This is a genomic window from Halomonas meridiana, from assembly GCF_009846525.1.
GTDB lineage: Bacteria > Pseudomonadota > Gammaproteobacteria > Pseudomonadales > Halomonadaceae > Vreelandella.
Map to the genome: position 1 here is coordinate 650,457 of NZ_CP024621.1, position 25,571 is coordinate 676,027.

The following is a 25,571-nucleotide window of genomic DNA, read 5'->3' on the forward strand; positions in this document are numbered from 1 at the left end:
ATGCCTAAGCAACCCACGCAGGAAACCACTGCGCCGATCGTCATTGAAAACCCCTGGGAGCGCCTGCGCGCCTTTACCGACGCGCGCATTGGGCTGGGGCGCGCAGGGGTAAGCCTGCCCACCAAGCAGCTGCTCGCGTTTCAGCTCGCCCATGCCCAGGCCCAAGATGCGGTTCACTGCCCGCTGGAGTGTGAGGTGCTCGCCGATGAGCTGACCCAGGCGCTTGGCTTGAGCACCGCACCGCTTGCGGTACACAGCCGTGCAGAGGACCGCGCGATGTACCTGCAGCGGCCCGACTACGGCAGACGCCTCAACGAGGCATCCCGGCAAACGCTGCAGCAGGCGGCAGAGAGCGGCCAACGGTTCGATCTGGCGGTAGTGATCGTCGATGGCCTCTCGGCGCTGGCGGTGCAGCAAAACAGCGTCCCGTTTCTTACCGCGCTGTATGACGCACTCAGGCGCGACAAGAACGAATGGCAGCTCGCACCGCTGACACTGGTGGAACAAGGGCGCGTGGCGATTGGCGACGAAGTAGGCGCGCTGCTCAACGCAGATGCAGTGCTCGTCATGGTTGGCGAGCGCCCTGGCCTTAGCTCCCCAGATAGTTTGGGGCTGTACATGACCTGGGGCCCCGAAGTGGGGTTAAAAGATGATCGGCGTAACTGTATCTCCAACGTGCGGCCAGCCGGGCTTGCGTATGAAGAGGCGGCCCGGCGCTTGTTGCTGCTGTTAACCGAGGCGCGGGAGCGCAAGCTCTCCGGCGTGAAGCTAAAAGACCGCAGCGAAGACAGCGTCTTGGAGGGCAGCAGCGGTTCAACTCGGAATTTTCTTGTGGCTGATTGACGATCACCACGCGCAAAACGCGGACGACACTTTCAATAACACCGCTGACGACTCTCCCAATAACAAGACGGAACCAGGATCACAGCACGCCGCTGACACCCATTGCGTTCCACACTGAAAAGGGCAAAACGATGACACAACCAACGGTTGATCAGGCGTATCTGGCCAAGCGCCAGCTGCGTAAAGGTACGGCAGGCTGGATGCTGCTCGCGGGCCTTGGGGTCTCCTACGTGATTTCCGGTGACTTTGCGGGCTGGAACTTTGGCATTGCCGAAGCGGGCTGGGGCGGCTTTGCGATTGCCGCCTGTTTGATGGCGCTGATGTACCTAGCGCTAGTGCTGGCGCTGGCAGAAATGTCCGCCGCCATTCCCGCGGCAGGGGGCGGCTACAGCTTTGCCCGCCAAGCCATGGGGCCTGCAGGCGGCTATTTGACCGGGCTTGCGGTGTTGATCGAGTACGCGCTAGCCCCAGCGGCCATCGTGATTTTTATTGGCTCGGCGGTGGAAGCGTTATTAGGCGTTAACGGGCCGCTGGTGTATCTGCTGTTTTATGCGGTGTTTATCGGCATTCACCTAGCGGGTGTGGGGGAAGCGCTGAAAGTGATGATGGTGATTAGCGGTTTGGCGGTCTTTGCCATTTTGGCCACCGCCGTGGCGCTGATTGGCGATTTCGATTCGGCCAACCTGTTTGATATTGCACCCACCGATGCGGCGGGGGCGAGCACCTTCATGCCATTCGGCTGGTACGGTATTTGGGCGGCGCTGCCTTTTGGCATGTGGCTGTTCCTGGCGGTAGAGGGTGTGCCGCTGGCGGCCGAAGAGGCGAAAGACCCCGCCCGGGATATGCCTAAAGGCATCATTGGTGCGATGCTGTTTTTGCTCTTCACCGCCCTGCTCGTAGTCGTGCTGCTGGCCGGTGCGGCGGGCGCTGAGATGATTGGCCAAAGCGGCGTGCCGCTGGTAGATGCGCTGAATGCGGCGGGTAATCCCACGCTGGCGACCCTGGTCAACGTGCTGGGCTTAGCGGGTTTGATCGCGTCGTTCTTCTCGATTATTTATGGCTATAGCCGCCTGGTATTCGCGCTCTCTCGGGCGGGTTATCTACCCAAACCGCTGTCGCTCACCAGCGAGCGTAAAGTGCCTTACTTAGCGCTGATTGTGCCCGGTATTTTGGGCTTTCTTGCATCGCTGAGCGGGGAAGGCGATCTGATGTTAGGCATGGCGGTCGTCGGTGCGACTATCTCTTATGCGCTGATGGCGCTTAGCCATATTCTGCTGCGCGTGAAACAGCCCGACCTGCCGCGTCCCTATAAAACGCCGGGAGGCGTGGTGACCTCCGGCATCGCGCTGGTGCTCTCGCTCGTCGCGTTGACCGGTGTCTACGCGTTTGACCCTCGCGCCTTCAACTACACCATCGTGCTGTTCATTGCCGGAGCGGCTTACTACTTCCTCTACAGCAAAAATCATTTAGTCGCGAAAACCGCAGAAGAGGAGTTCGCGCTGGTCACCGCAGCACCTGAGGATATCGACCCTGTCGCACCGAAGGCCGCTTCCGCGAAATTGTAATCACCGCGGCAGATCGCCTAGTCTGAACCACGGCAGTGCGCCTCTGGGCTTTCGCTCAGAGGCGTTGTTATTGGCAGGCAAGGAGGAGCTTGAAGGATGTTGAACTTTACCGAATCGAACATGGCCGAGGCAGAGCAGCGGCGCTGGTACGCCGTGGACGATGGTGTGATGGGCGGCGTGTCTCAAAGCGGCTTTTGCGTGGAAGCGGGCGCTGGCTGCTTTTGTGGCGAGGTATCGCTGGAAAACGGCGGTGGCTTTGCCTCGGTGCGCCGTGAACCCAACGGCTTTGAACCGACCCTGGCTCATGGCCAAGGAGTTACGCTTCGCGTGCGCGGCGATGGTCGCACCTATCAGCTACGGCTCAAAAGCAGCGCGCTGGACGAAGCAAGCGCCTATCGCGTCGCCTTCACGCCTACAGCTCACCAGTGGGAAACGCATCAATTCACCTGGGCACAGTTCGAGGCGGTGCGCCGGGGCACGCTGCTTTCCAGCGCACCGCCTCTCGACCCGCACTCTATTCACCAGCTCGGTTTCTTGATTGCCGACCGCACCGCCGGGCCGTTTCGCCTGGAGGTCGCCTCTATTGCGCCGTACCCACAAGATTCACACTCACAGGGCTGACACTTACAGTACTAAGGTCGTCTCGTATGTAGTGTGCCGTTCACGGAATCTGAGAAGCTCTTTTTTCGACGTGAGCCAGCGTGATGAAACACTCTCCCGCGTATCGCCTAGCGGCCACTGTGCTGCACGGTTTCGATGAGTACCGTGCGCGTTTCAAGCAGATCACCTCAGATGCCAGCCGCCGTTTTCACGACGCCGCCTGGCGTGAAGCGCAGCAAGCCTCCGCCGCGCGGATCAACCTGTACGGTGAAAAGGTCGAGGAGACGCTCGACCGATTGCAGCGCACCTTTGCCCAGGACGTGCTGGCCCACTGTGAGACATGGCGGGAAGCACGAGGGCACTACGCTCAGTTGATTAGCCAGCGGCTGGATTACGAGCTGGCGGAAACCTTCTTTAATTCGCTGTTCTGCTCGGTGTTTCAGCATCGACATATCCGCAACGACTGGATGTTTGTCTACAGCTCCCGGGAGGATGCCGCGCACCGTTCGGGCATTGAGCTGTGCCGCAGGCATTACGTCAACGGCGACTGGGCGGGGGCACTCGCTTGGGCGCTGAGTGAAGCCCCGTTTGAGTCCTCCTTTGCCAGTTTGGAACGCGATAGCCAGCTCGGCGCTAGCCTGCTGGAAGCCCAGCTCCCTGCCGCGATTTGGCAGGCGGAGGATGCCCAGGTGGAGCTACTCAACAGCGTTTTTTACCGTAACAAAGGGGCGTATCTGGTCGGGCGTATGTTAGGCGGCGGCGAGCAGGTGCCGCTGGTGCTGCCTGTTCTGCATGGCGAGGGGTACGGCGAGCAGCAGGGCGGCGACCCCTGCCTGCATTTGGATACGGTCCTCACCGAAACCGATGAAGTGTCGATCATCTTCTCGTTCACCCGCGCCTATTTTCAGGTAGAGGTGCCGGTGCCGGGGGAGTTCGTCGCCTACCTAAAACAGCTCATGCCCCACAAGCCTGAGGGCGAGCTGTACGCCGCCATTGGCTTTTTCAAACACGGCAAAACCGAATTTTTCCGCGCGCTGAACCAGCAGGTGGCTAAACGCGAAGAGCAGTTTATGATCGCGCCGGGGGTGCGGGGCATGGTGATGGCGGTGTTTGTGCTGCCGAGCTTTCGCACCGTGTTCAAGATTATTAAGGATAAGTTCGACCCTGCCAAAGAGGTCACCCACGCCATCGTGCGGGAGAAGTACCGGCTGGTAAAACGCCACGACCGGGTGGGGCGGATGGCCGATACCCAGGAGTTCTCCAACTTTATCGTCCGCCAGGACCACTTCGAGCCGGAGTGTTTGGCCCACCTGCTAGAGGTTGCGCCCTCCACGGTGTCGCTGAAAGAGGACAAAGTGATCATCAAGCACTGCTACACCGAGCGAATGATGACGCCGCTGAATATTTACCTGGAGCAGTGCAGCGCCGATGAGCGGGTAATGGTGCTAAAAGATTACGGCAACGCCATCAAACAGATGGCGGCGGCGAATATTTTCCCTGGCGATATGCTGCTGAAGAATTTTGGCGTCACTCGCCACGGGCGGGTGATTTTCTACGACTACGACGAGGTGAGCTATCTCACCGAGTGTCGCTTTCGCCATATACCCAAGTCTCAAGGGTACGACAGTTACATGGATGGCGGGGCCAGCCTTTCCATTGGCCCCAACGATATCTTTCCCGAAGAGTTTGGCCCGTTTATGTTTGCCAACCCGGAACTACGCGCACTATTTATGGAGCAGCACCCGGAGCTGTTCGACCCGGACTACTGGCTGGCGCTACAGAGGGCGATTCTGGATGGGCGGGTGATTGACGTTTATCCGTATCGCAACAAGCAGCGGTTCGCGGGCACCGTGGGGCAACTGGTACATTAGGCGTTTACTGGACGACGTAAGCCGAGGACAGCATGACTTCAGCCCCGCACTTGGTGGTATTTACCGGCTCGGGAATCAGCGCGGAGAGCGGTATCCAAACCTTCCGCGCCAGCGATGGCCTCTGGGAGGATCACCCGGTGGAAGAGGTCGCCACGCCGCAAGGGTGGCGGCAAGACCCGGAGCGGGTGCTGGCGTTCTATAACCAGCGCCGTGAGCAGATTCGTCGTGCAAAGCCCAATGCCGCCCATAAAGCGCTGGCGGCGCTGGAGCAGGATGGCTTTCAGGTCAGCGTGATCACCCAGAACATCGACGACCTGCACGAGCGGGCAGGCTCCCGCCACGTGCTGCACCTGCACGGTGAGATTTTGAAGGCGCGCTCATCGGTGGATGCACGGCTGCGCTACCCACTGTTAAAGGGGGGTATTGCCCTGGGCGATGTGTGCGATAAGGGCAGTCAGCTGCGCCCGGACGTGGTGTGGTTTGGTGAGGCGGTGCCGCTGTTCGAAGAGGCCTGCGAGCTGGTGAGCCAGGCGGATTTCCTGCTAGTGGTCGGCACCTCGCTGGCGGTGATGCCCGCCGCATCGCTGCTTACCTATATCGATTACGACACCCCCTGCGCGCTGGTGGACCCCGACGCCGATGAGCTCAGCCCCCCCGGCGTGCTGGCGATCAATACCACGGCGGGGGAAGGCGTGCCGGCGCTGGTTAACCAGTGGCGTAAGCAGGGGAATTTGATACTGCCTTGATCGGCAGGATTCCTCACCTGACCTGTTCATGACGTTGGATGACGCTACTCTAAAAACCACGCTTTCATCACCCCGGTAATCTGGGTGAGCTCGGCGTCCGTCGCGATATAGGCGGGCATGGTGTAAAGCCAGCGGCCAATGGGGCGTAGCCACACGCCCCGCGCTCGGGCAAACGCGGCAACGCCTTTCAGCGCTTCGCTGCTGTGGGCTTCGATCACCGCCGTTGCGCCTAATACGCGCACGTCCGCTACGGCCGGATGTGCGCGCAGCGCTACGTCTTCTAATAGCTCGCGCTGTAACGTTTGGCTGAGCGCGGCAATTTTCTCCAGGTAGTGCTCCTCTTCGAACACCTTCAGGCTCTCCAGCGCCACGCGGCAGGCCAGGGGGTTGCCCATAAAAGTGGGGCCGTGCATGAAAGCGTGGTGCTCACTGTCGCCAATGAACGCCCCGTGAACCCGGTCGGTAGCCAGCGTGGCCGCATGGCCCAAGTAGCCGCCGGTCAGCCCTTTGGAGAGCACCATGATGTCTGGCGTGACGCCCGCGTGGTCGGCGGCAAACAGCTTGCCGGTGCGGCCAAAGCCGGTAGCGACTTCATCAAAAATCAGCAGCACACCAAACTCATCGCACAGCGCTCGCGCGCCGCGTAGGTAGTCCGGCGAGGTCATGTTCAGCCCGCCCGCCGCTTGCAGCAGCGGCTCCATCAGTAGCGCGGCAATCTCATGGTGGTGGCGCGCTAGCACCTCCCGCAGCCCGGCGAGGTCCTGCTCCACCTGCTGCTGCGTCGCGTCGAAGGGCCCCGTGGGGGCTGGGGCAAAGTGGTGCTGAGGCAGCAGGCTGGCGAACAGACTGTGCATGCCCTCTTCGGGGTCGCACACCGCCATGCAGCCGGTGGTGTCGCCGTGGTACGCCTTCATGAGCGAGAGCATTTTGCGCTTGCTGGGGTGGCCGCTCAGCACCTGGTACTGCAGCGCCATCTTCATGGCCACTTCCATACCCACCGAGCCGCTATCGGAGAAGAACACATGGTTCAGCCCCGGCGGAGTGATGCGCACCAGCGCTCTTGCCAGCTGGTCGGCGGGGTCGTGGGTCAGACCGCCCAGCATCACATGGCAAAGCTCCCCGGCCTGCTCGCGGATGGCGGCGACGAGGCGCGGATGGCCGTAGCCGTGAATCATGCACCACCAGGAGCAGGTGGCATCCAGCAGGCGCTCGCCGCTGTCTAGCGTAAAGTAGCTGCCGCTGCCGCCGACCACTTTGGGCGCAGGCGTTTGGGTTTTGAGATGGGCGTAGGGGTGCCAAACGGGGGAGTTCATGGCGTCGCCTCCTGGGTGGCGAGGGGGAGCAGAGCATCAAGGGAGAGGTAGCGCTGCGCGGTGGCCGCATCTGCCGTGGCCAAATGAGGAATGATGCCCAAGCAAGGGGCGGGCAGAGCGCGTTTTAGCAGCGCCACATTGGCTGCAAAGCGCGGGCTGTCGTCGGCAAAGGCTGAGTCCACTACGCTGCCTACCCAGCCCGCCAGCATTAAGCCATCGGCGGCGATGGCCTCGGCGGTGAGCCTTGCATGGTTCAGGCAGCCCAGTTTCAGCCCAACCACCATAATCACCGGCAGGCCCAGCGCGCGGGGCAGGTCGGAAAAGTCCTCCTCCTCGTTCAGCGGTACCCGCCAGCCGCCTGCGCCTTCGATTAGCGTTAGATCCCGTGGCGTGCTGGTTAACGTCTCGCTGAGCGCCTGAGTAACCCTTGCCACGTTAAGCACCGCACCTGCTTCCAGGGCGGCGAGATGCGGCGCAATGGCGGGAGCAAAGGCCCACGGGTTGACCGTTGGGTACTCCACCGGCGGGAAGCTTTGCGCCTGTAGCGCCAGGGCGTCGCGGTTGCGCAAGCCGCTGGGCGTTGCCTCGCTGCCGGAGGCGATGGGCTTTAACCCCAGCGTGGTGAGCTGGCGCTGGCGGGCAGCGCACAGCAGCGCGCTGGTGGCCAGGGTTTTGCCCGCGTCGGTGTCGGTACCGGTGACAAAATAGCTGTTATTCATATCGCGCTTTCCAGTTGTAGCGTCAGGCAGTGGTAGCTCACCGGTAGCCCCTGCGGCGTGCGTAGCGACTCATAGCGGGCCTGGGCGATGGCAAGCGCTTGGCGGGTCAGCCGAGCATTGGGTCTGGCCACTTGGGCTCCCACGCCTTTGATGGAGGCCATGACGGCATTCAGGTCGGGGTAGAAAAAACGCCGCTGATCGCAGGCGTGCTGGATGAGACGCAGGCCGCTTTGCTGAATCGCCCTCTGCACGGCGCTGGCATCCGGCGTTTGCAGCAGTGCCTCGGGCCGCTGCCAGGCGGTGGCGACTTCGTTCAGCGTGCCGGGCAGCAGCGTGGTGATGCGCGCCTGCCCGCCAGGGGCGAGCACCCGCGCCAACTCCCGCATCACCGCGCCGATATCCGGGCACCACTGAATCGCTAGGTTAGAGAACACGAGATCCACGTTTGCGTCGTCCAGCGGCAGCGCGGCGGCATCTCCCTGTTGCCAGCGTATGGCATCGCCATACTGCGCCTGGGCGTGGGCGAGCATACCCGGCGCCAGGTCGAGCCCAGTGATGGTGGCGTTTGGGTAGTGGCTCGCCAGCCGCTGGGTCCAGTAGCCGGTGCCGCAGCCAAGGTCGAGCACGTGCTGGGCGCTCTGCGGCAGCGTTTGCCAGAGCGTTTCTCCAATGTCGCGCTGGGCGCTGGCGAGATCATCGTAGCGTGGTGCCGCTCGGGAAAAGGCCCGAGCAACACGCTCCTGCCAGTGGGGGAGTGGCAGCGAGGGGGCCGGTGTGTTCATCGCGACTCCTGGAGCGCGCGCGTGGCCTGCTCGGCCAGCCGTGCCGCCAGTGGGGCGGGCTGGGAGAGCATGGGGCAGTGCCCTGCGGCTTCCAGCCGAAGCGCTTGCTGGCGAGTGCTGTTTGGTAGCAGCGGGTCGTGAGCGCCTGCCAATCGGCGGATAGGGCAGGGAGGGGTGGCAAGCAGTGCCCGGTTATCCAGCGTCTCTAGCCACATGAGCCCTTGCGCGAGCGTGTCGGTATCGGCGTGGGGAGTCTCACCTAACTGTGCTCGTAGCTGGCGGTGGGCCTCGCGGGCATTAGGTTCACCTTGGGCCTGCCAGCGCAGAAAGTGCCGCCACGTGGCAACGGGGTCACGGCGGAAGGCTCGCTGAAAGCTGGTAAGCTCCTGGCTCGTCACACCGCCATTTTCCCCGTCACTGCAAAAACGGCTGCCTGCGCCCAGTAGCAACAGGGCCTTGGGCGGCGGCAGATGATTGAGCAGCGCCGTGGCCAGCAGCCCACCCAGCGACCAGCTCACCCAGACGGCATCGCTGGGTAGCTTGGGTGCCATACGCTCGGCGAGCGCGTCAATGCTCGTGGGGGTAGGTAGCGCTGGAGATTCGCCGTAGCCGGGCCACTCCACTGCGCTGGGTTCGACATTGCCGGGCCAGTACTCCGAAAGCGTCTGCCATATACGGCGGTCGACGCCCCAGCCCGAGAGTAGGATGAGCTTCATCGCTGCTCCTCGTTCAGGCAGGCGGCGGCGACTTCCAAGAGCCGGTCAATATCCCGTTGCGTATGGCGGGCGCTTAACGTGATGCGCAGCCGCGACTCGCCGTTGGGCACCGTGGGTGGTCGAATCGCCCCTACCTGGATAGCGTGCTCATCGAACGTGGCCGCCCAGGCCAGGGTGCGCTGCTCACTGCCCAGCAGCAGCGGTTGAATCGGCGTGTGGGAGTGTCCGAGGGGCAGCCCCAAGGCGATGGCTTGCTGGCGGAAGTAGTCAATATGGCGAGCGAGCCGTTGGCGGTGCTCCGGCTCCCGCTGGACAATGGTGAGTGCTTCTAGCGTGGCGGCGGCAATCGCGGGCGGTTGGGCGGTGGTGTACACATAGCTGCGGGAAAACTGAATCAGGTGCTCAATGAGTACGGCGTCCCCCGCCACAAACGCGCCTGCGGTGCCCAGCGCTTTGCCCAAGGTGCCGACCAAGATCGGCACGTCCTGGCTATCAACGCCTTCCACGCAGCCCGCGCCGTTTTCTCCGAGCACGCCGAGCCCGTGGGCATCGTCGATCATTAGCCAAGCGCCGTGCTGCTGGCTGATGTGGGCAAGTTCTCCGACGTCAGCAATATCACCATCCATGCTGAACACGCCGTCGCTCACCACCAGCTTGTGAGTGGCCGTGCTGCGCGCCAGTAAACGCGCCAGATCATGACCATCGCGGTGGTGGTAGCGCCGCGAGCGGGCGCCGCTCAGCGCGCCACCGTCGAGTAGCGAGGCGTGATTAAGCCGGTCCTGAAATATCGCGGTGTGGGGATCCGCTAGCGCCTGCAGCACGCCTAGGTTCGCCATATAGCCCGTGGAAAATAGCAGCGCCCGCTCCCGTCCGGTCCACTCCGCCAGCGCCTCTTCCAAGGCATCGTGAATGCCCAGATGCCCGCTGACCAAATGCGACGCGCCGGCCCCGGCGCCAAAGCGTTTCGCGCCTTCCGCCTGAGCCGCCTGAACCCGTGGGTCTTGGGCAAGGCCCAGATAGTCGTTGCCTGCAAAGTCGAGTGCCCCGTGGGCAGAGACGCGGCGGTTGCGCCAGCGCTGCTGGCGCTCGCGCTCATCGCGGGCTGCCGCTAGTCGCTGGTGCCACACCTCAGACACTGGCATCCACCGCCAGCGCCGCAGCGCGTTCGGCTTGGGCGTTACGCTGCGCCTGTTGGGCCAGCCGCTCGGCGCGCTGTGTATCGTCTTCGCAGGTATCGCGGCGCTCGGGGTGCAGGCCCAGCTTGGCAAACAGCGCACGGTCGCGCTCTGCCTGGGGGTTGCTGGTGGTCAGCAGCTTGTCGCCGTAGAAAATGGAGTTGGCACCGGCCAAGAAGGCGAGTGTTTGAGTGGATTCGCTCATCTGCTCCCGGCCTGCGGAGAGGCGCACGTGGCTCTGGGGCATCATGATGCGCGCCACGGCAATGGCGCGGATGAATTCCAGCGGGTCTAAATCCTCCACGTTCTCCAGTGGCGTTCCCGGCACTTTGACCAGCATGTTGATAGGCACGGATTCGGGGTGCGGAGAGAGCTTAGCCAATTGCTGCAGCAGCGCGCTGCGATCCTGTGCGCCTTCGCCCATGCCCAAAATACCGCCAGAGCACACTTTCATACCGGCGTCACGCACGGTGGCTAGGGTCTCTAAGCGGTCGCTGTAGGTGCGGGTGGTGATGATTTCGCCGTAGTAATCGGGGGAGGTGTCGAGGTTGTGGTTGTAGTAGTCCAGCCCGGCCGCCGCCAGCCGGGTGGCCTGCTCGCCGTCGACCATACCCAGCGTCATGCAGGTCTCAAGCCCCAGCGCTTTCACCTGGCGCACCATCTCTTCCACCACCACTAAATCTTTATCCCGTGGGCTGCGCCACGCGGCCCCCATGCAGAAGCGGCTGGCACCGGCCTCTTTGGCCGCCTGGGCCTGGGCCACTACCTTCTCGATTTCTAGCAGCTTCTCTTTTTCCAACTGGGTGTTGTAGTGGCCCGACTGGGGGCAGTATTTGCAGTCTTCCGGGCAGGCCCCGGTTTTGATCGACAGCAGCGTAGACACCTGCACCGCGTTGGCATCGAAATGTGCCCGGTGCACCTGCTGGGCTTGAAACAGCAGGTCGTTAAAGGGCAGCGCAAACAGCGCGTTGATCTCGTCAAGCGTCCAGTCGTGGCGCGGCGCGGCATCCGCCGCGTGAGAAGCAGTCGAGTTAGCGGTCACGGGTAAACCTATATTCTTTTGAAAGTTGACAGGACTCTAGCGGGGCTGCGCTGAAGGTGTCAACTTTTTGAAGAATGTTGGTTTACCATGGAGCTTGACTGTAGGGAGTATTCGTCAGGATGTATGGCCTGCTTTATACTCTGCGCCCTTTGACGACCCACTGGAGCGCAGATGCCTGACGCGACCTCGCTGCCCCCCGAGCACGATGCATTGACCGACCGCGACCCGGCCACCGGGCATCCGCGCCCGCCTCGGCGTGAATTCAAAGCGCGGGGCAGCTTCGTCAAACGCTGCGAAGGCTGCAACTTGCCCGAGCTGAACTGCCTCTGCCCGTATCAGGTCAAGGCGGAGAGCGACGCCCAGGTGTGGCTGCTGACCCACTCTATTGAACACTACAAACCGACTAACACCGGGCGCTTGATTGGCGACGTGCTCACCAATACCCGCGTGTTTACCTGGTATCGCACCGCGCCGGACGACACGCTGGCGGCGCTGCTGGAAGACCTGCGCTACGCGCCGTTCGTGATTTTCCCGGACGACCAGCCGGATTACGCCGACCGCGTGGTGGATATCGGCGCGGTGCATGCCGCCAAGCAGCAGGCGCGCATACCGGTATTCATCATTTTGGATGGCACCTGGCGTCAGGCGCGGCGTATGTTCCGCAAAAGCCCTTACCTGGATGTACTGCCGGTACTGCCGCTGCGCACCGAGCGGGAGACCCGCTATCGGCTGCGCAAGCCCGCCTCGAAAGCGCATCTGTGCACCGCCGAGGTGGCCATCGAGCTACTACGCCAAAGTGGCGATGAAACAGCGGCGAACGTGCTGGATGATTACTTTGACGTGTTCAACGATAGCTATGCGGAAAGCCGCTACTATCGCAAGATCGAAGAGCCCACCGCTGCGATGCAGCGGCTGCTAGACAGACAACAGTAGGAGCGTTAAGGGGTTTGGCCCGGCAACCAGCGTAACAGGACTTTGCGCACCCAATACCAGCGGTTGATCAGCAGCGCGGCGAAAATCAGGCTGCAGCCCAGCAGCTGCAGCGAGGTCATGGTTTCGCCAAACCACCAGGCGGCAAACAGCGCGGTCCAAACGGCTTCCAGCATGAGAATCACCGCCGCATGGCTGGGAGTCGTCATGCCCTGCGCCTTGATCTGCAGAAAGAAGCGCAGCGAGCTGGCCAGCAGCACGCTGGCCATGAACCAGCCGAGAATCGACGGACTCAGTGCCAGCGGCTGGTGTTCCACTACCAGTGATAGGCTGGTCAGCACCACGCCCACTGAGATGAGTTGTAGCGTGGTGAGAGGTAGTGCGGGAACGTTACGCACCACCCGGGTATTGACGTTGATCAGCAGTGCAAAACAGAGCGCGGCGCACACCATGAGCAGCTGGCTGGCTTCCACTCGAAACCCCGCATTGAGCGAGAGCAGGGCAAAGCCGAGCAATGCGATGGGCAGCGCGATCCAGGTGCTGCGCGGTGGGCGGTCGCCAAACAGTAGCCGGGCTACCACGGGCACCAGCAGAATGCCCAAGCTGTTGATGAAGGCGCTTTCTCCCAGGTGGTCGGAGTAGTGCAGCCCGAGCACCCAAAACGCGATGGCGGCGCTGAACAAAACGCCGACCAGCAGGCCGCGGCGTATTCGGCGTATCGGCATACGTCGCAGAGCAGGCCAAGAGAATCCCAGCAATATCAGCCCGGCGAGTAAGAAGCGCGTGCCGATAAACAGCAGCGGCGGCATGCCCGCAAGCGCCTCCTTGGAAAATATCCAGCCGCCAGCGGCCACAACCGTGACCAGCAGGAGCAGTGCATCGGCCTGCCAGGGGGCTTGTTTGATCGTACTCACGCAGCACCGCTGCCGAACAAGGCGCCGGCGATTCTAAAGCCCGCGACCCAGGTGCCCACCGCCGAGCCGAGCGTGGCGAGAATGAACACCAGCAGGGTGCGAGAGACGCGGTTTTTCCACCAGCCCTTGAGCTGCGTCACATCGTGGCGCAGGGTCGAAAAGTCGCGCACTTTGGGCTTGCGCATGTAGAGCTCGACTCCCGCTGCCACAAAGCCTGCGCCAATCGTCGGGTTGAGGGAAGTGAGCGGCGCGGCAAAGAAGGTCGCGATGACCGTCACCGGGTGGGCGAGAGCGGCAATGGTAGCCCCGCCGGATAGAATCCCGTTGATCAAAAACCACTCGATGACCAGCTGCCAGCCCAGATCGGTATTGCGTGAAAAGCCCACCACGAAACCGGTAATGACGAGCGCCGTAATCAGCCAGGGGGCGGCTTTCCACAGTTTGGAAGGCGGCGGTGTGGCTTCGAGAGACTCCCGCTCCACCGTGGGGTTGTCCGGCAGCGGTGTTTCCAAGTGCTCACCCGTGCCTTTCAAGTGTCCGGCGCCCAATACCACCAGCACGTTCTGGTAGCGCCCAGGCGGCGCTTCCTCCGCCAAACGCAGCGCCATGTAGCGATCACGCTCACGGATCAGCGGAGAGTAGAGCGCTTCGGACTCGGCAGCAAACTCGCTGAAGGTGGCCTCTAGCATGTCACCCTCTTTGAGCTTTTCGATGTCTTCTTTGGAGACATCCTGACGTGAGAGCACGCTGCCAATCAGCCCTGAAAACAGCGAGAAGCGCTGCCACCAGGGCACGTTGCGGTAAATCCGTTTCAGGGTAATGCCCACATCCCTATCGACCAGCAGCAGCGGCAGGTTGCGGGTACGGCACTCTTCCACCGCCGCACGCATTTCGGCTCCCGGCTGAATGCCGGACTGCTCAGCAATCCGCTGCTGAAACGCGCCCAGCGCGAGGCTTGCCGCGACCATCCCCGCTTTGCCCTGCTTGAACACCTGAAACAGGTCCTGCTCACCCATGGCGTCGGGGTTGTCCATGCTGTGGTGGCGGGCATCGCAGAGTTCGATGGCCACCGCATCGAAGTGGCCGCTGTCGATCAGCCGACGAACGTCGTCTGCGCTCTCGGCAGAGACGTGGGCAGTGCCCAGGAGCGTGTAGCGGGTCGCGCCCACCTGAATGGTTCTCAGCGGGCCGCTGGTCGTCGGAAGCGTGCTGTTCTCTTGCGCCAGCGGTGTTGCGTCATCGTGAGTCATTAAAAAATCTCAAAAAAAGTCACCAGCAGTGCGTTTAACGCCGCCAAAACGCCGGGGTAAACAGCACCAGTACCGTAAAAATTTCCAAGCGGCCCAGCAGCATGGCCAGCACTAGGATCCATTTGGCGAGGCTTGGTAAATCGCCATAGTGGCTGCTGGCCTCACCGAGTGCCGGGCCCAGGTTGTTCAGCGCAGAGCCCACGGTAGACCACGCCGTTACCTGATCGACGCCCGTTGCCATCACGCCCACCAGCATTAAAAAGAACAGCATCACATAGGCGGAGAAAAATCCCCACACGGCCTGGGCGATGCTATCGGGCACGCTCACTTTGCCGACCTTGACGGCGATGACCGCGTTGGGGTGAATCAGACGCATGACCTCACGCATCCCCTGCTTCAGGATCAGGATGATTCGGATGACCTTCATCCCCCCGGCGGTAGAGCCCGAACAGCCGCCCACGAACGCTGCTACGAACAGCAGGAACGGCAGTGCCCCTGGCCAGCCAGAAAAGTCTGCTACGGCAAAGCCGGCGGTCGTGGCCACCGAGACCACCTCGAAGAGCGCATGACGTAGCCCCACGATGTCGTCGTAGGTGTCGGTGAGCCATAGGGTGATCACGGTAATGGTGGTGAGCCCGGCTAAAAACAGCATCAGAAAGCGGGCTTCCGGGTCTTGGAAGTAGTGCAGCAGACGCTTTTCCCGCCAGGCAATGAAGTGCAGGCTAAAGCTGAAGGCCGAAATCAGCATGAAGCCGATGCAGATCAACTCGATGGCGGCGCTATTGAAGTAGCCGATACTGGCATCGTAGGTGGAGAACCCGCCGATGGCGACGGTGGAGAAACTGTGGCCTAGGGCATCGAACCAGTTCATCCCCGCCAGCATGTAGGCGACCATGCAGGCAAACGTGAGCGTCGCGTAAATGTACCAGAGCGCTTTGGCGGTTTCGGTAATCCGCGGCGTGAGCTTGGAGTCCTTGAGCGGCCCCGGAATTTCGGTGCGATACAGGGCCATGCCCCCGACGCCGAGGGTGGGCAGTATGGCCACGGCCAGTACGACGATCCCCATGCCGCCTAGCCACTGGAGCTGCTGACGATAGTAGAGGATCGATTCGGGCAAAAAGTCGATACCGGTAATCACCGTGGCCCCGGTGGTCGTCAGGCCAGAAAACGACTCGAATACCGCATCGGTCATGCTCAGCGAGCCTTCGCCAAACAGCATCAACGGCAGCGAGCCGAACAGCGCGAGTACGGTCCAGAACATGGCCGCGATGATGAACCCGTCGCGGATGCGTAGCTCTTTGTGAGCACGGCGGTTGGGCAGGTAGAGAAACAGCCCCGTCATGACGGTAATCCCAATGCCGCTCATGAACGCGTGCCAGACGCCGTCTCGAAACCAGAGCGACATGAGCATGGGGGGCAGCATCGTCAGGCTGAAAAGCATCAGCAGCAGGCCCAAAATACGTAGAATGACCCGCAAACTCATAGCGCTGTTGATCTCGGTGGTGGCTGTGTCATCACGCTGGCGCGCTCCTTAGAAAAACGTTAGCCCGACCTGGAACAGGCGCTCCACGTCACGAATGCGCCGTTTGTCGATCACGAACAGAATCACGTGGTCGCCGCTCTCCACCCGCACGTCACCATGGGCGATGAGCACTTCTTTACCGCGTACGATGGCACCGATAGTGGTGCCGTCGGGTAGGTCGATCTCGCGGATCGTGCGGCCCACCACTTTCGACGACTGTTTATCGCCGTGGGCGATGGCCTCGATGGCCTCCGCCGCGCCCCGGCGTAGGGAGTGGACATTGACGATATCCCCCCGGCGCACGTGGGTCAGCAGGCTGCCAATGGTGGCCTGCTGAGGGGAAATGGCGATGTCGATATCGCCGCCCTGGACTAAATCGACGTAGGCCGCGTTGTTGATCAGCGTGAGGACCTTCTTAGCCCCCAGCCGCTTGGCCAGCAGTGACGACATGATGTTCACCTCGTCGTCGTTGGTCAGCGCGCAGAAGATATCGCAATCCTCGATATTTTCCTCTTCCAGCAGCCGCTTGCTGGTGGCGCTGCCGTGGAGCACCACGGTGCGATCCAGCCGCTCGGAAAGCGTGGTGCAGCGCTCCAGGCTGTGCTCGATGATCTTCACCTGATGGCTGTGCTCTAAGTGCTCTGCTAGCCGTTCGCCGATATTGCCGCCCCCGGCAATCACCACGCGGCGGAAGTCCCGCTCCACCTTACGCAGCTCGCTCATTACGGCGCGGATATCCCGGCGGGCGGCCAAAAAGAACACCTCGTCGTCGGCTTCAATCACCGTGTCGCCTCGGGGAATGATTGGCCGGTTGCGGCGATAAATCGCCGCCACGCGGGTTTCCACGTTGGGCATGTGCTTGCCCAAAAAGGCCAGATCCTGACCCACCAGCGGGCCGCCGTAGAAGGCTTTCACCGCCACCAGCTGCACTAAACCGCCGGCAAACTCCAGCACCTGCAGCGCGCCGGGATGTTCGATCAAACGGCGCACGTGGTCGGTGACCACCTGCTCGGGGCTGATCAGCACGTCGATGGGGATCGCTTCATGGGCGAATAGCCCTTTACGAGTGAGGTAGGCGGTGGAGCGCACCCGGGCAATTTTGGTGGGCGTGCGAAACAGCGTGTGGGCCACCTGACAGGCGATCATATTGATCTCGTCGGTGTTGGTCACCGCGATCAGCATGTCGGCGTCTTCACAGCCCGCTTGGCGAAGCACGATGGGGTAGGAGCCCGCGCCGGTCACCGTGCGGATATCCAGCTTGGTGTGCAGTTCGCGCAGTTTTGCGCCGTCGGTATCGACGACGGTGATGTCGTTCTCCTCGCGGGCGAGGTGCTCCGCAAGGGTGCCGCCGACCTGGCCGGCGCCAAGAATGATGATTTTCATCGCTGAGCATCGGTTCCGTTATAAGCGCCAGCGCATGGCCGCTTGGCGGTGTGCGCTGCAATAAAGACGGCGGCCAGTGTAAACCAGCCGCCGTCGAAAAGCAGGTAGGGATTATTCCAGCGTGAAGCCCACCTTCACGGTGACCTGCCAGTGGGCCACGCGGCCATCTTCGATGTGGCCGCGGGTGTCGGTGACTTCGAGCCAGCGCATGTTGTGAACGCTCTCGGAGGCTTTCGCCAGAGCGTTCTGCACGGCGTCCTCGATCCCTTTTTCGGATGAACCGGTGAGCTCGATATGCTTATAAGTGTGATGACTCATGCTATCTCCTTGCGTGTCATGAACAGGTGGCACAGGGCGAAACGCCTAGGCCGGTCGCTTCTCTAGTCTGGCATAAAAAAAGCCATCGTGACTGTTCTGAGCGGGAAACAGCTGGCGCCCCTGGCCACTCTGTTCGCCCCAGGCCACGTCATGGGGTGTGGTGGCGTGGGCATCCGGGGTGCGGGCCAAAAACGCATCGATCTGTGCGGCATTCTCTTCGGGGAGCACCGAGCACGTGGCGTAGAGCAGCGTACCGCCGGGCCGTAGCAGCGGCCAGAGATTATCCAACAGCTGTTGCTGCAGCTTGGCGAGCTGGCGGATGTCCTCTTTGCGGCGTAGCGCTTTGATGTCCGGGTGGCGACGAATCACGCCGGTGCCGGAGCAGGGGGCATCCAGCAAGATGGCGTCAAACGGCGTGCCGCTCCACCAGTCGCGGGTGGTGGCATCGGCATGTTTCAGCTCGGCACTGAGCCCTAAGCGACTGAGCGTGTCGTCGACGCGGGCCAGCCGCTGGTTATCGCTATCCAGCGCGGTCAGCGCAATATCGAACTGCTCCAATAAGTGGGCGGTTTTGCCGCCGGGCGCGCAGCAGGCATCCAAGACGTGGGCACCCGGCCGTGGGGCGAGCGCTGGGCCAAGCAGCGCGGCGCAGAGCTGTGCGGCTTCGTCCTGCACGCTGACATGGCCCTGGTCGAAGCCAGGCAGCACCGAGACATCGCAGGGATGAGTCAGCGTAATGCCATCGGGGGCGTGCAAGCAGAGCTGGCCGTTCAAGCCCTGTTCAGTGAGCTGCTGCAGGTACGCTTCACGATCATTGTGGCGCTGGTTGACACGCAGCGTCATCGGTCCCGGCTCATTGTTGGCCCGGGCAATGGCGCGCCACTGATCTGGCCAGGCGTTACGCAGCTTGCCTAGCAGCCACTGAGGGTGCTCCAAGGCCACGCTCTCATCCCGGTCGACTTCGGCCTGCAGAGCGTCGGCTTTGCGCTGTAGGCGGCGCAGGCAGCCGTTGAGCACGCGGGTGGCCCACTCTTTCTCCAGCAGACGCGCAGCGCCAGCGGTTTCCCCCACGGCGGCGTGGGCAGGCGTACGCATGTAGAGCAGCTGATAGATACCGATCAGCAGCAGCGCCTGGACATCCGCATCGCGCTTTTTGAAGGGTTGCTTCAACAGACGGCTGGCCAGCGCTTGAAGACGCGGCAAGCGTCGGCAGGTGCCGTAGCAAAGCTCTTTGAGCAGTGCGCGGTCTCTAGCGATGACGCTGTGCTCATCGAGCCCGGCCAGGGAGCCTTTATCGGTGAGAACCGGCACCAGACTTCTGGCCGCCGCCGCGCGGACGTCCAGGCCGCTGCCGCTTTTGGCGGGTCGCTCGCTCATGGGCGCGCTCCTTGCGAGGATGGCTGTGAGGGCTGTCCAAGACGAACACCTTCGCTCAAGGGCGTTTGGCGGGCATTCAAAAGATCACGCACTGCCATGGCTTTGCCGCCGGGTAGCTGGGCACGGCTGACGCACAGCACTTCCTGGCCCTGGGCACCGCAGGCAATGCGCAGGTGTTCGTCGCCATGTGCCAACAGCGTGCCAGGCGCGGCTGGCGGCTGCTCCCCAGGTTCGACGCTGGCCATCAACAGCCGCAAACGATCGTTCCCCAGGGGGCACCAAGCCACCGGCCACGGGTTGAAGGCACGAATTTTACGCGCCAGCTGCTCGGCGGGCTGGCTAAAGTCGAGCTCGGCCTCGGCTTTGCTGAGCTTGGCGGCGTAGGTCACGCCCTCGTCGGGCTGCGGCGTTGCCTCCAGGCTTCCGCTGTCCAGTTGGTCGAGCACGGTCACCAGCGCATTGGCGCCTTGAATGGCCAGCCGGTCGTGGAGGTCGCCACCCGTGGTGCGGGAGGTGATCGGGGTGCGTACTTCGTACAGCATGGCGCCGGTATCCAGCCCCGCATCCATTTGCATGATGGTGACGCCGGAGGCGCTATCACCGGCTTCGATGGCGCGCTGAATCGGCGCCGCGCCGCGCCAGCGGGGCAGCAGCGAGGCGTGCACGTTAATGCAGCCTAGACGTGGCGTATCCAGCACCGCTTGGGGCAGCAGCAGCCCATAGGCGACCACCACCATCACATCGGCATTCAGCGCCGCCAGTTCGGCTTGCGCATCGGCGTCTTTCAAGCTGACAGGTTGATACACCGGCAGACCGTGCGCTTGTGCCAGCTGTTTGACCGGGCTGGGCGTGAGCTTGCGGCCTCGACCAGCAGGGCGGTCGGGCTGGGTGTAAACCGCCACCACTTCGTGTTCGCTGTCGAGAACGGCGGCAAGGCTGGAGGCGGCGAAGTCTGGCGTGCCAGCAAAAACAACGCGTAACGGTGACATGGTGGAGAACCCCTAAGAGAAGAGAGAAAGTGCCATCTATGAAACGCACAAAGGCCGAGAGGCAGCGCTATCGTGCAGGCAGAAGCCTGCGGGGCAGCGTGTCAGCTCGGCCAGTGGCCAGGTGATGAGGTGCCGGTTAGGCGTCGTTCATCAGCTTGTGGCGCTTCTGCATTTTTTTCATCACCCGATCGCGCTTGAGCGGCGAGAGGTAATCCACAAACAGCACACCTTCCAGATGGTCGTACTCATGTTGAATGCAGTGGGCCAGTAGGCCATCTGCTTCCAGCTCGTAGGGCTCCCCGTGACGGTCCAGCGCATTGAGCTTCACTTTCAGGTAGCGCGGCACTTCGGCGTAGTACTCAGGGATCGACAAACAGCCCTCAGAGAGCGGCTCTTTGGCATCGCCAATGGGCTCGTAGCGCGGGTTGATCAGCACCAGCGGTTGGGAGTTATCGTCGCTGACATCCATCACCACCACGCGGCGGTGGACATCGATTTGCGTGGCGGCAAGGCCGATGCCGCGCGCGTCGTACATGGTCTCCAACATATCGTCGACGAGCTGGCGGACCTCGTCGTCAACGGTTTCCACCGGTACCGCCTTGGTGCGCAGGCGCTCGTCGGGGAATTCGAGAATAGGAAGTTTGGCCATGGCGTTACAATCACCGTTATGCTGAGTCTTTAAGATGAGTTAGCGGCGAACCTGTGTCAGCGCGCCTAACTGCTTTACTATGGGCCACTATAACATGCTGATAGCGTGACAGGGCACGCGCGACACCGTGTGGCCCTCTTCCACTGCTTCACCAACGACTGCCTGGAGAGAACCGGATGGTGGCCCGAAAGCCTCTTTATTATAGCGTCTTTGGCGTGCTCTTAACGTGGGGGCTGCTGACCAGCCAACTTGTCTGGGCCCTGGAAGGCTTACGCCGCGATGCTCCGCAGCGCTACGAAGTGGTTCCTGGCGACACCCTATGGGACATCTCGGCCCGCTACCTTCACTCTCCTTGGCAGTGGCCGTCGCTGTGGCGGGCAAACCCTCAGGTGCGCAATCCTCACCTCATTTATCCTGGGGACGTGCTGCTACTGGGCACCTGCGAAGGCCAGCCCTGCGTCACGTTGGAGCGTGGCCAGGGCGTCGTCAAACTCTCGCCGCAAATGCGCACCGTGCCGGAGCGCGAAGCCATTACGCCGATTCCGATGGACCTGGTGCGCGCCTTTTTGCGTGAGCATCGCGTGGTCGAGCCAGATGAGAACCTACAGGCGCTGGCCTACGTGGTGGGCGGCGACAACCAGCGCCTGATTAGCGGGGCAGGCGATACGCTGTACGTGCGTGGAGAGCTGCCGGAGCGCACGCGCTTGGGGATCTATCGTCCGGGCGAGCCCTATGTCGCGGCCGATGGCACGCGATTGGGCGATGAGTTGATCAATATTGGCGAAGCGCGCTACGTCAGCAGCGAGGGCGATATCGCCCGGGTCGAGGTGCTCAGCGCCTATCAGGAAGTGCGTAACAACGACATTCTGCTGCCGCTTGAGGATCATGAGCTGAGCGACGCGTTCGTTCCCCGCGCACCGTTGAATGACGTATCGGGCCAGATCGTTGCGGTACCGGGTGGGGTACTTTTTATTGGACGCCTACAGATCGTTGCGCTGGACCTAGGCACCCAGGATGGCTTGCAGCCTGGGCATGTACTGCGTGTCGATCAGCAGGGCGAGCTCGTCACCGATCCTCGCACCCAAGAGCTACTGCGCCTACCCGATACCGAAGCGGGTCTGGTGATGGTTTTTCGGCCTTACAATCAGATGAGTTATGCCCTCGTCATGCAGGCGTCACGGGTATTGGCCATCGGGGACAGCGTGCGCTCGCCCGCGCGCTAACGAACGAATCATCCGTTACAAGAGGGAACAGCGATGGATGCCAAGGAGTGGCTGGCAGTGCATGCACTGCCTGGAATGGGGGCAACGCGCATTGCACAACTGGTGGCGCGTCAGCCGTCGTGGCCGCAAGGCTGGTTAGCGGCGCTGCCCAGCAGTGCCGCCAATGCGTTACGCCTGTGGCTCGCTCACCCAACGCGCAGCCCTCTGCAACACGCGGTGGACGACACCTTGACCTGGCTGCAAGGCGCGCCCGATCGTCATCTGCTGCACCGCGATCACCCCGATTGGCCTGAGTTACTCAATCAGCTTCCTGACCCACCGGTGGTGCTGTGGGCGCAGGGGGATTTACGCGCCCTGAGCGCTCCGGGCATCGCTATGGTCGGTACGCGGCGGCCCACGTCGGAGGGTAGCCGTAACGCTCAAGCGTTTGCCCGTGAATTGGCTGGGCGCGGCTGGTGTGTGGTGAGCGGTATGGCCTTGGGTGTCGACGGGGTTGCCCAGCGTGCAGCGCTGGAGGCGGGTGGAACCTCCATTGCCGTGCTGGGAAGCGGCATCGATGTCATTTATCCCGCGCGCCATCGCGATCTCTACGAACAGCTCAGTACCCAGCCCGGCGGTTTGGTGCTGTCCGAGCACCCGCCGGGCACGGCTGCCCGTCCCGCCTTTTTTCCTCGCCGTAACCGTATCGTCACCGGGCTATCACTCGGCACGCTGGTGGTCGAAGCCACCGAGAAAAGCGGCTCACTGGTGAGCGCTCGCCTAGCGGTAGAGCAAGGGCGTGAGCTATTCGCGCTGCCAGGCTCGCTGCACAATGTACAAGCCCGTGGCTGCCTACAGCTCCTGCGTAGCGGGGCCACGCTGGTGCGCCATGTGGACGATATGCTCGAAGAGTTGCAGCAATGGGCGCCCCACTACCTGCCCGTAGAGACGACGACGCACGGTGAGACGACGTCTCACGGACCCGACAGCCCTTCGACGGCCAGCGGTGATCCGTTGCTCGATGCGCTGGGAGCCTCGCCAACGCCGATCGATCTGCTGGTGCAGACCACCGGTCTCTCGGTGAGCGCCTGCCAACAGCGGCTGTTAATGCTGGAGCTGGAAGGGCAGGCGACGCAGCAGGCGGGCGGCTGGGTGAGAATGACGGCCCCGTGGTAAGATGCAGCCTCCTTTGTTGGATTGGCTGAGAGCTTATCAGGAGTGTCTATGAAACCGGCGGTTGACGTGAAAGCGGCGGTAGATGCGCTGCGCGCAGGTGGTGTGATCGCATGCCCTACCGAGGCGGTATGGGGGCTGAGCTGTGATCCCGATAACGACGAAGCGCTGGCGCATTTGATGCGCATGAAAGAGCGCGACCCGGCCAAGGGCGTGATCTTGGTGGCGGCGAGCATTCAGCAATTTCAGCCCTGGCTGACCCAGCTACCCCTTGCGCTGCATGCCCCGCTGGCCGCCAGTTGGCCTGGCCCTAATACTTGGCTAGTGCCCGATAACGGCAGAAGCCACGGCTTAGTGCGTGGTGCTCACCAAAGTGTCGCGTTACGCGTGACCGACCACCCGCTGATGAAAGCGCTGTGCGAAGCGTTTGGTGGCCCACTCGTCTCTACCTCCGCCAACCGAGCCGGCGACCCTCCTGCCATGAGCGCAGGCGAGGTCGCTACCATTTTTGGGGAGGAGGTCGCCGCCATCGTGGCTGGCGAACTGGGCGGCAATGCCAAACCCAGCACCATCCGCGATTTGGTGACCGGCAAAGTGATGCGTGACTAGCCGTCCGACTTCGTCACACTGCCATCGATTCACGATTCACGATTCACGATTCACCTCACCAGGAGTTACCGTGGCCCACGAGCACCTAGACGACGTTAAAGCGTACCTTCTCGATCTTCAGGAGCGCCTTTGTGAAGGGCTTGCCGCCGCCGATGGGCGGGCCGCGTTCAAAGAGGATAGCTGGCAGCGCGAAGAGGGCGGCGGAGGCCGCTCGCGGGTGATGGAGTCGGGCGCTATTTTTGAAAAAGGCGGCGTCAATTTTTCCCATGTCCACGGTGCGCAGCTGCCGCCGTCTGCGACCGCAGCCCGGCCCGAGCTGGCCGGGCGCAGCTTTCATGCGGTGGGCGTCTCTTGGGTCATGCACCCAGAAAATCCCAACGTACCCACCAGCCACGGCAACGTGCGCTTTTTCATTGCCGAAAAAGAGGGCGAGCCGCCGGTGTGGTGGTTTGGCGGCGGCTTCGACCTAACCCCTTACTATCCGGTGTTCGAGGACGTGGTGCACTGGCATCAGGTCGCGCGTGACGCCTGCGCGCCCTTTGGTGAGGGCGTTTACGAGCGCTACAAAGCGTGGTGCGACGACTACTTCTATCTGAAGCACCGCGAGGAGACCCGCGGCGTTGGCGGACTCTTTTTTGATGACTTGAACGAAGGCAGCTTTGAAGAGTGCTTTGCGTTTCAGCGCGCGGTAGGCGATAGCTTTCTGGACGCTTACCTGCCCATCGTCGAGCGCCGTAAGCAGGACGCCTGGGGCGAGCGCGAGCGCGACTTTCAGCTCTACCGCCGCGGTCGCTATGTCGAGTTCAACCTGGTATGGGACCGTGGCACGCTGTTTGGCTTGCAGAGCGGCGGTCGTACGGAGTCCATTCTGATGTCCATGCCGCCGCTGGCCCGCTGGGAGTACGCCTTTACCCCTGACGCAGGCAGTCGTGAGGCCGCGCTGCACGACTACTTGGTGCCCCGCGATTGGCTGGCCGAAGCCGCCCAGCAGAGCAACGCCTAAGGAGCGTCGATGACTGATCGTTACTGCGTATTTGGCAACCCTATTAAGCACTCGAAATCCCCGCTGATCCATGGGGAATTTGCCAGTCAAACCCAGCAAGCCATGCGTTATACCGCTGAGCTCGCCCCTGTGGAGGGGTTTGCTGATGCTTGGCGAGCATTCGTCGCCGACGGCGGCCGTGGTGCGAACGTCACCGTGCCCTTCAAAGGCGATGCCTTTGCACTCTGCGATACGCTGAGTCACCGCGCCAAGCGCGCCCAGGCGGTGAATACGCTGATTGTGGGCGGTAACGGGCGTACCTATGGCGATACCACCGACGGTATTGGGTTAGTGCGGGATTTGGCCTATCACCGCGTCCCTCTGGCGGGTAAGCGTGTGCTGGTCATCGGCGCAGGCGGCGCGGTGCGCGGCGTATTGGAACCGCTGCTGGCGGAGCAGCCCAGTGAGGTCGTCATCGTCAACCGCACGGCGGAGAAAGCCGAGCAGCTGGCCCACGCGTTTGCCGACCTGGGCACTCTCCAGGGCGGCGGTTTTGCCTCCATCGACGGGCAATTCGACTTGGTGATCAACGGCACCAGTGCCAGCCTTTCAGGCGAGCTGCCGCCGCTGCCGGAGATGCTGTTTGCCGAAGGCGCCTGGGCCTATGACATGATGTACGGCGCTGAGCCGACGGTGTTTCTTCAGTGGGCGGAACCGCGCGGGGCGAAACGGCTGGATGGCTTGGGCATGCTGGTCGAGCAGGCGGCCGAATCGTTCTTTCTATGGCGCAACGTTCGACCGGAAACGGCCAGCGTGCGCTCGCTGCTCCGCCAGTCTCTCAATGAGTGAGCAGGACGATGGGGGCGAGTGCCCCCATCCTGTCGTCGTGAGCTCACGAGAG

General features: G+C 62.4%; 25 protein-coding genes. 11 read left to right on the forward strand and 14 right to left on the reverse strand.

Features of this window, described 5'->3' with window-relative positions; genetic code table 11:
• The 5 genes from eutC to CTT34_RS03270 all read left to right on the forward strand — a co-directional run bounded on the left by eutC (position 1) and on the right by CTT34_RS03270 (position 5,625).
• Complete coding sequence (gene eutC, locus CTT34_RS03250) at positions 1-843, forward strand: ethanolamine ammonia-lyase subunit EutC (protein WP_159341153.1); 843 nt, start codon at positions 1-3, stop codon at positions 841-843.
• A 131-nt stretch (positions 844-974) separates the two neighbouring features.
• Positions 975-2,408, forward strand: a complete 1,434-nt coding sequence (gene eat, locus CTT34_RS03255) for an ethanolamine permease (protein WP_159341154.1) — start codon at positions 975-977, stop codon at positions 2,406-2,408.
• 96 nt (positions 2,409-2,504) lie between these two features.
• Complete coding sequence (locus CTT34_RS03260) at positions 2,505-3,029, forward strand: CIA30 family protein (protein WP_159341155.1); 525 nt, start codon at positions 2,505-2,507, stop codon at positions 3,027-3,029.
• 83 nt (positions 3,030-3,112) lie between these two features.
• Complete coding sequence (aceK, locus tag CTT34_RS03265) at positions 3,113-4,879, forward strand: bifunctional isocitrate dehydrogenase kinase/phosphatase (protein WP_159341156.1); 1,767 nt, start codon at positions 3,113-3,115, stop codon at positions 4,877-4,879.
• Between the two features lie 32 nt (positions 4,880-4,911).
• Positions 4,912-5,625: an SIR2 family NAD-dependent protein deacylase gene (locus CTT34_RS03270; RefSeq protein ID WP_159341157.1), complete on the forward strand. Its 714-nt coding sequence runs from the start codon at positions 4,912-4,914 to the stop codon at positions 5,623-5,625.
• Between the two features lie 44 nt (positions 5,626-5,669).
• On the opposite strand, the gene bioA is transcribed toward CTT34_RS03270, so the two are convergent.
• The 6 genes from bioA to bioB are packed head-to-tail and all read right to left on the reverse strand — an operon-like array spanning position 5,670 to position 11,372.
• Positions 5,670-6,938, reverse strand: coding sequence for an adenosylmethionine--8-amino-7-oxononanoate transaminase (gene bioA, locus CTT34_RS03275; protein WP_159341158.1), 1,269 nt, complete (start codon positions 6,936-6,938; stop codon positions 5,670-5,672).
• Positions 6,935-7,657: a dethiobiotin synthase gene (bioD, locus tag CTT34_RS03280; RefSeq protein WP_159341159.1), complete on the reverse strand. Its 723-nt coding sequence runs from the start codon at positions 7,655-7,657 to the stop codon at positions 6,935-6,937. Before bioD ends, bioA begins: the two co-directional genes overlap by 4 nt.
• Positions 7,654-8,439 carry a methyltransferase domain-containing protein gene (locus CTT34_RS03285; protein ID WP_159341160.1) on the reverse strand — a complete coding sequence of 262 codons (786 nt, stop codon included), beginning with the start codon at positions 8,437-8,439 and terminating at the stop codon, positions 7,654-7,656. The genes bioD and CTT34_RS03285 overlap by 4 nt, the downstream gene beginning before the upstream one ends.
• Entirely contained in the window at positions 8,436-9,155 is a 720-nt protein-coding gene (locus CTT34_RS03290) for an alpha/beta fold hydrolase (protein WP_159341161.1), read from the reverse strand. The genes CTT34_RS03285 and CTT34_RS03290 overlap by 4 nt, the downstream gene beginning before the upstream one ends.
• Entirely contained in the window at positions 9,152-10,297 is a 1,146-nt protein-coding gene (gene bioF / locus CTT34_RS03295; RefSeq protein WP_159341162.1) for an 8-amino-7-oxononanoate synthase, read from the reverse strand. The genes CTT34_RS03290 and bioF overlap by 4 nt, the downstream gene beginning before the upstream one ends.
• Positions 10,284-11,372, reverse strand: a complete 1,089-nt coding sequence (bioB, locus tag CTT34_RS03300) for a biotin synthase BioB (protein WP_159341163.1) — start codon at positions 11,370-11,372, stop codon at positions 10,284-10,286. The genes bioF and bioB overlap by 14 nt, the downstream gene beginning before the upstream one ends.
• A gap of 171 nt (positions 11,373-11,543) precedes the next feature.
• Here bioB and CTT34_RS03305 point away from each other — a divergent pair, with 171 nt between their 5' ends.
• Complete coding sequence (locus CTT34_RS03305) at positions 11,544-12,305, forward strand: tRNA-uridine aminocarboxypropyltransferase (protein WP_159341164.1); 762 nt, start codon at positions 11,544-11,546, stop codon at positions 12,303-12,305.
• 5 nt (positions 12,306-12,310) lie between these two features.
• Here the strand turns inward: CTT34_RS03305 and CTT34_RS03310 are convergent, their stop codons facing one another.
• From CTT34_RS03310 to def, 8 genes are all read right to left on the reverse strand, one after another.
• Positions 12,311-13,216 carry a DMT family transporter gene (locus tag CTT34_RS03310; RefSeq protein WP_159341165.1) on the reverse strand — a complete coding sequence of 302 codons (906 nt, stop codon included), beginning with the start codon at positions 13,214-13,216 and terminating at the stop codon, positions 12,311-12,313.
• Positions 13,213-14,466, reverse strand: coding sequence for a TraB/GumN family protein (locus CTT34_RS03315; RefSeq protein WP_159341166.1), 1,254 nt, complete (start codon positions 14,464-14,466; stop codon positions 13,213-13,215). The genes CTT34_RS03310 and CTT34_RS03315 overlap by 4 nt, the downstream gene beginning before the upstream one ends.
• Before the next feature lie 34 nt (positions 14,467-14,500).
• Complete coding sequence (locus CTT34_RS03320; protein WP_159341167.1) at positions 14,501-15,949, reverse strand: TrkH family potassium uptake protein; 1,449 nt, start codon at positions 15,947-15,949, stop codon at positions 14,501-14,503.
• A 48-nt stretch (positions 15,950-15,997) separates the two neighbouring features.
• A complete protein-coding gene (trkA, locus tag CTT34_RS03325; RefSeq protein ID WP_159341168.1) occupies positions 15,998-17,371 on the reverse strand; it encodes a Trk system potassium transporter TrkA in 1,374 nt (457 codons plus the stop codon).
• 111 nt (positions 17,372-17,482) lie between these two features.
• Entirely contained in the window at positions 17,483-17,689 is a 207-nt protein-coding gene (locus CTT34_RS03330) for a dodecin (RefSeq protein WP_159341169.1), read from the reverse strand.
• A 45-nt stretch (positions 17,690-17,734) separates the two neighbouring features.
• Positions 17,735-19,066, reverse strand: a complete 1,332-nt coding sequence (gene rsmB / locus CTT34_RS03335; protein ID WP_159341170.1) for a 16S rRNA (cytosine(967)-C(5))-methyltransferase RsmB — start codon at positions 19,064-19,066, stop codon at positions 17,735-17,737.
• Positions 19,063-20,055: a methionyl-tRNA formyltransferase gene (gene fmt / locus CTT34_RS03340; RefSeq protein WP_159341171.1), complete on the reverse strand. Its 993-nt coding sequence runs from the start codon at positions 20,053-20,055 to the stop codon at positions 19,063-19,065. The genes rsmB and fmt overlap by 4 nt, the downstream gene beginning before the upstream one ends.
• A 136-nt stretch (positions 20,056-20,191) precedes the next feature.
• Positions 20,192-20,704: a peptide deformylase gene (gene def / locus CTT34_RS03345; RefSeq protein ID WP_159341172.1), complete on the reverse strand. Its 513-nt coding sequence runs from the start codon at positions 20,702-20,704 to the stop codon at positions 20,192-20,194.
• Between the two features lie 176 nt (positions 20,705-20,880).
• On the opposite strand from def, the gene CTT34_RS03350 reads away from it, so the two are divergent.
• From CTT34_RS03350 to aroE, 5 genes are all read left to right on the forward strand, one after another.
• Positions 20,881-21,927, forward strand: coding sequence for a LysM peptidoglycan-binding domain-containing protein (locus CTT34_RS03350; protein WP_159341173.1), 1,047 nt, complete (start codon positions 20,881-20,883; stop codon positions 21,925-21,927).
• 33 nt (positions 21,928-21,960) lie between these two features.
• Positions 21,961-23,082, forward strand: a complete 1,122-nt coding sequence (gene dprA / locus CTT34_RS03355) for a DNA-processing protein DprA (protein WP_159341174.1) — start codon at positions 21,961-21,963, stop codon at positions 23,080-23,082.
• Between the two features lie 48 nt (positions 23,083-23,130).
• Positions 23,131-23,688, forward strand: a complete 558-nt coding sequence (tsaC, locus tag CTT34_RS03360) for an L-threonylcarbamoyladenylate synthase type 1 TsaC (RefSeq protein WP_159341175.1) — start codon at positions 23,131-23,133, stop codon at positions 23,686-23,688.
• A 70-nt stretch (positions 23,689-23,758) separates the two neighbouring features.
• Complete coding sequence (gene hemF, locus CTT34_RS03365) at positions 23,759-24,691, forward strand: oxygen-dependent coproporphyrinogen oxidase (protein ID WP_159341176.1); 933 nt, start codon at positions 23,759-23,761, stop codon at positions 24,689-24,691.
• 9 nt (positions 24,692-24,700) lie between these two features.
• Entirely contained in the window at positions 24,701-25,519 is an 819-nt protein-coding gene (aroE, locus tag CTT34_RS03370) for a shikimate dehydrogenase (RefSeq protein WP_159341177.1), read from the forward strand.
• Positions 25,520-25,571 lie beyond the last annotated feature (52 nt).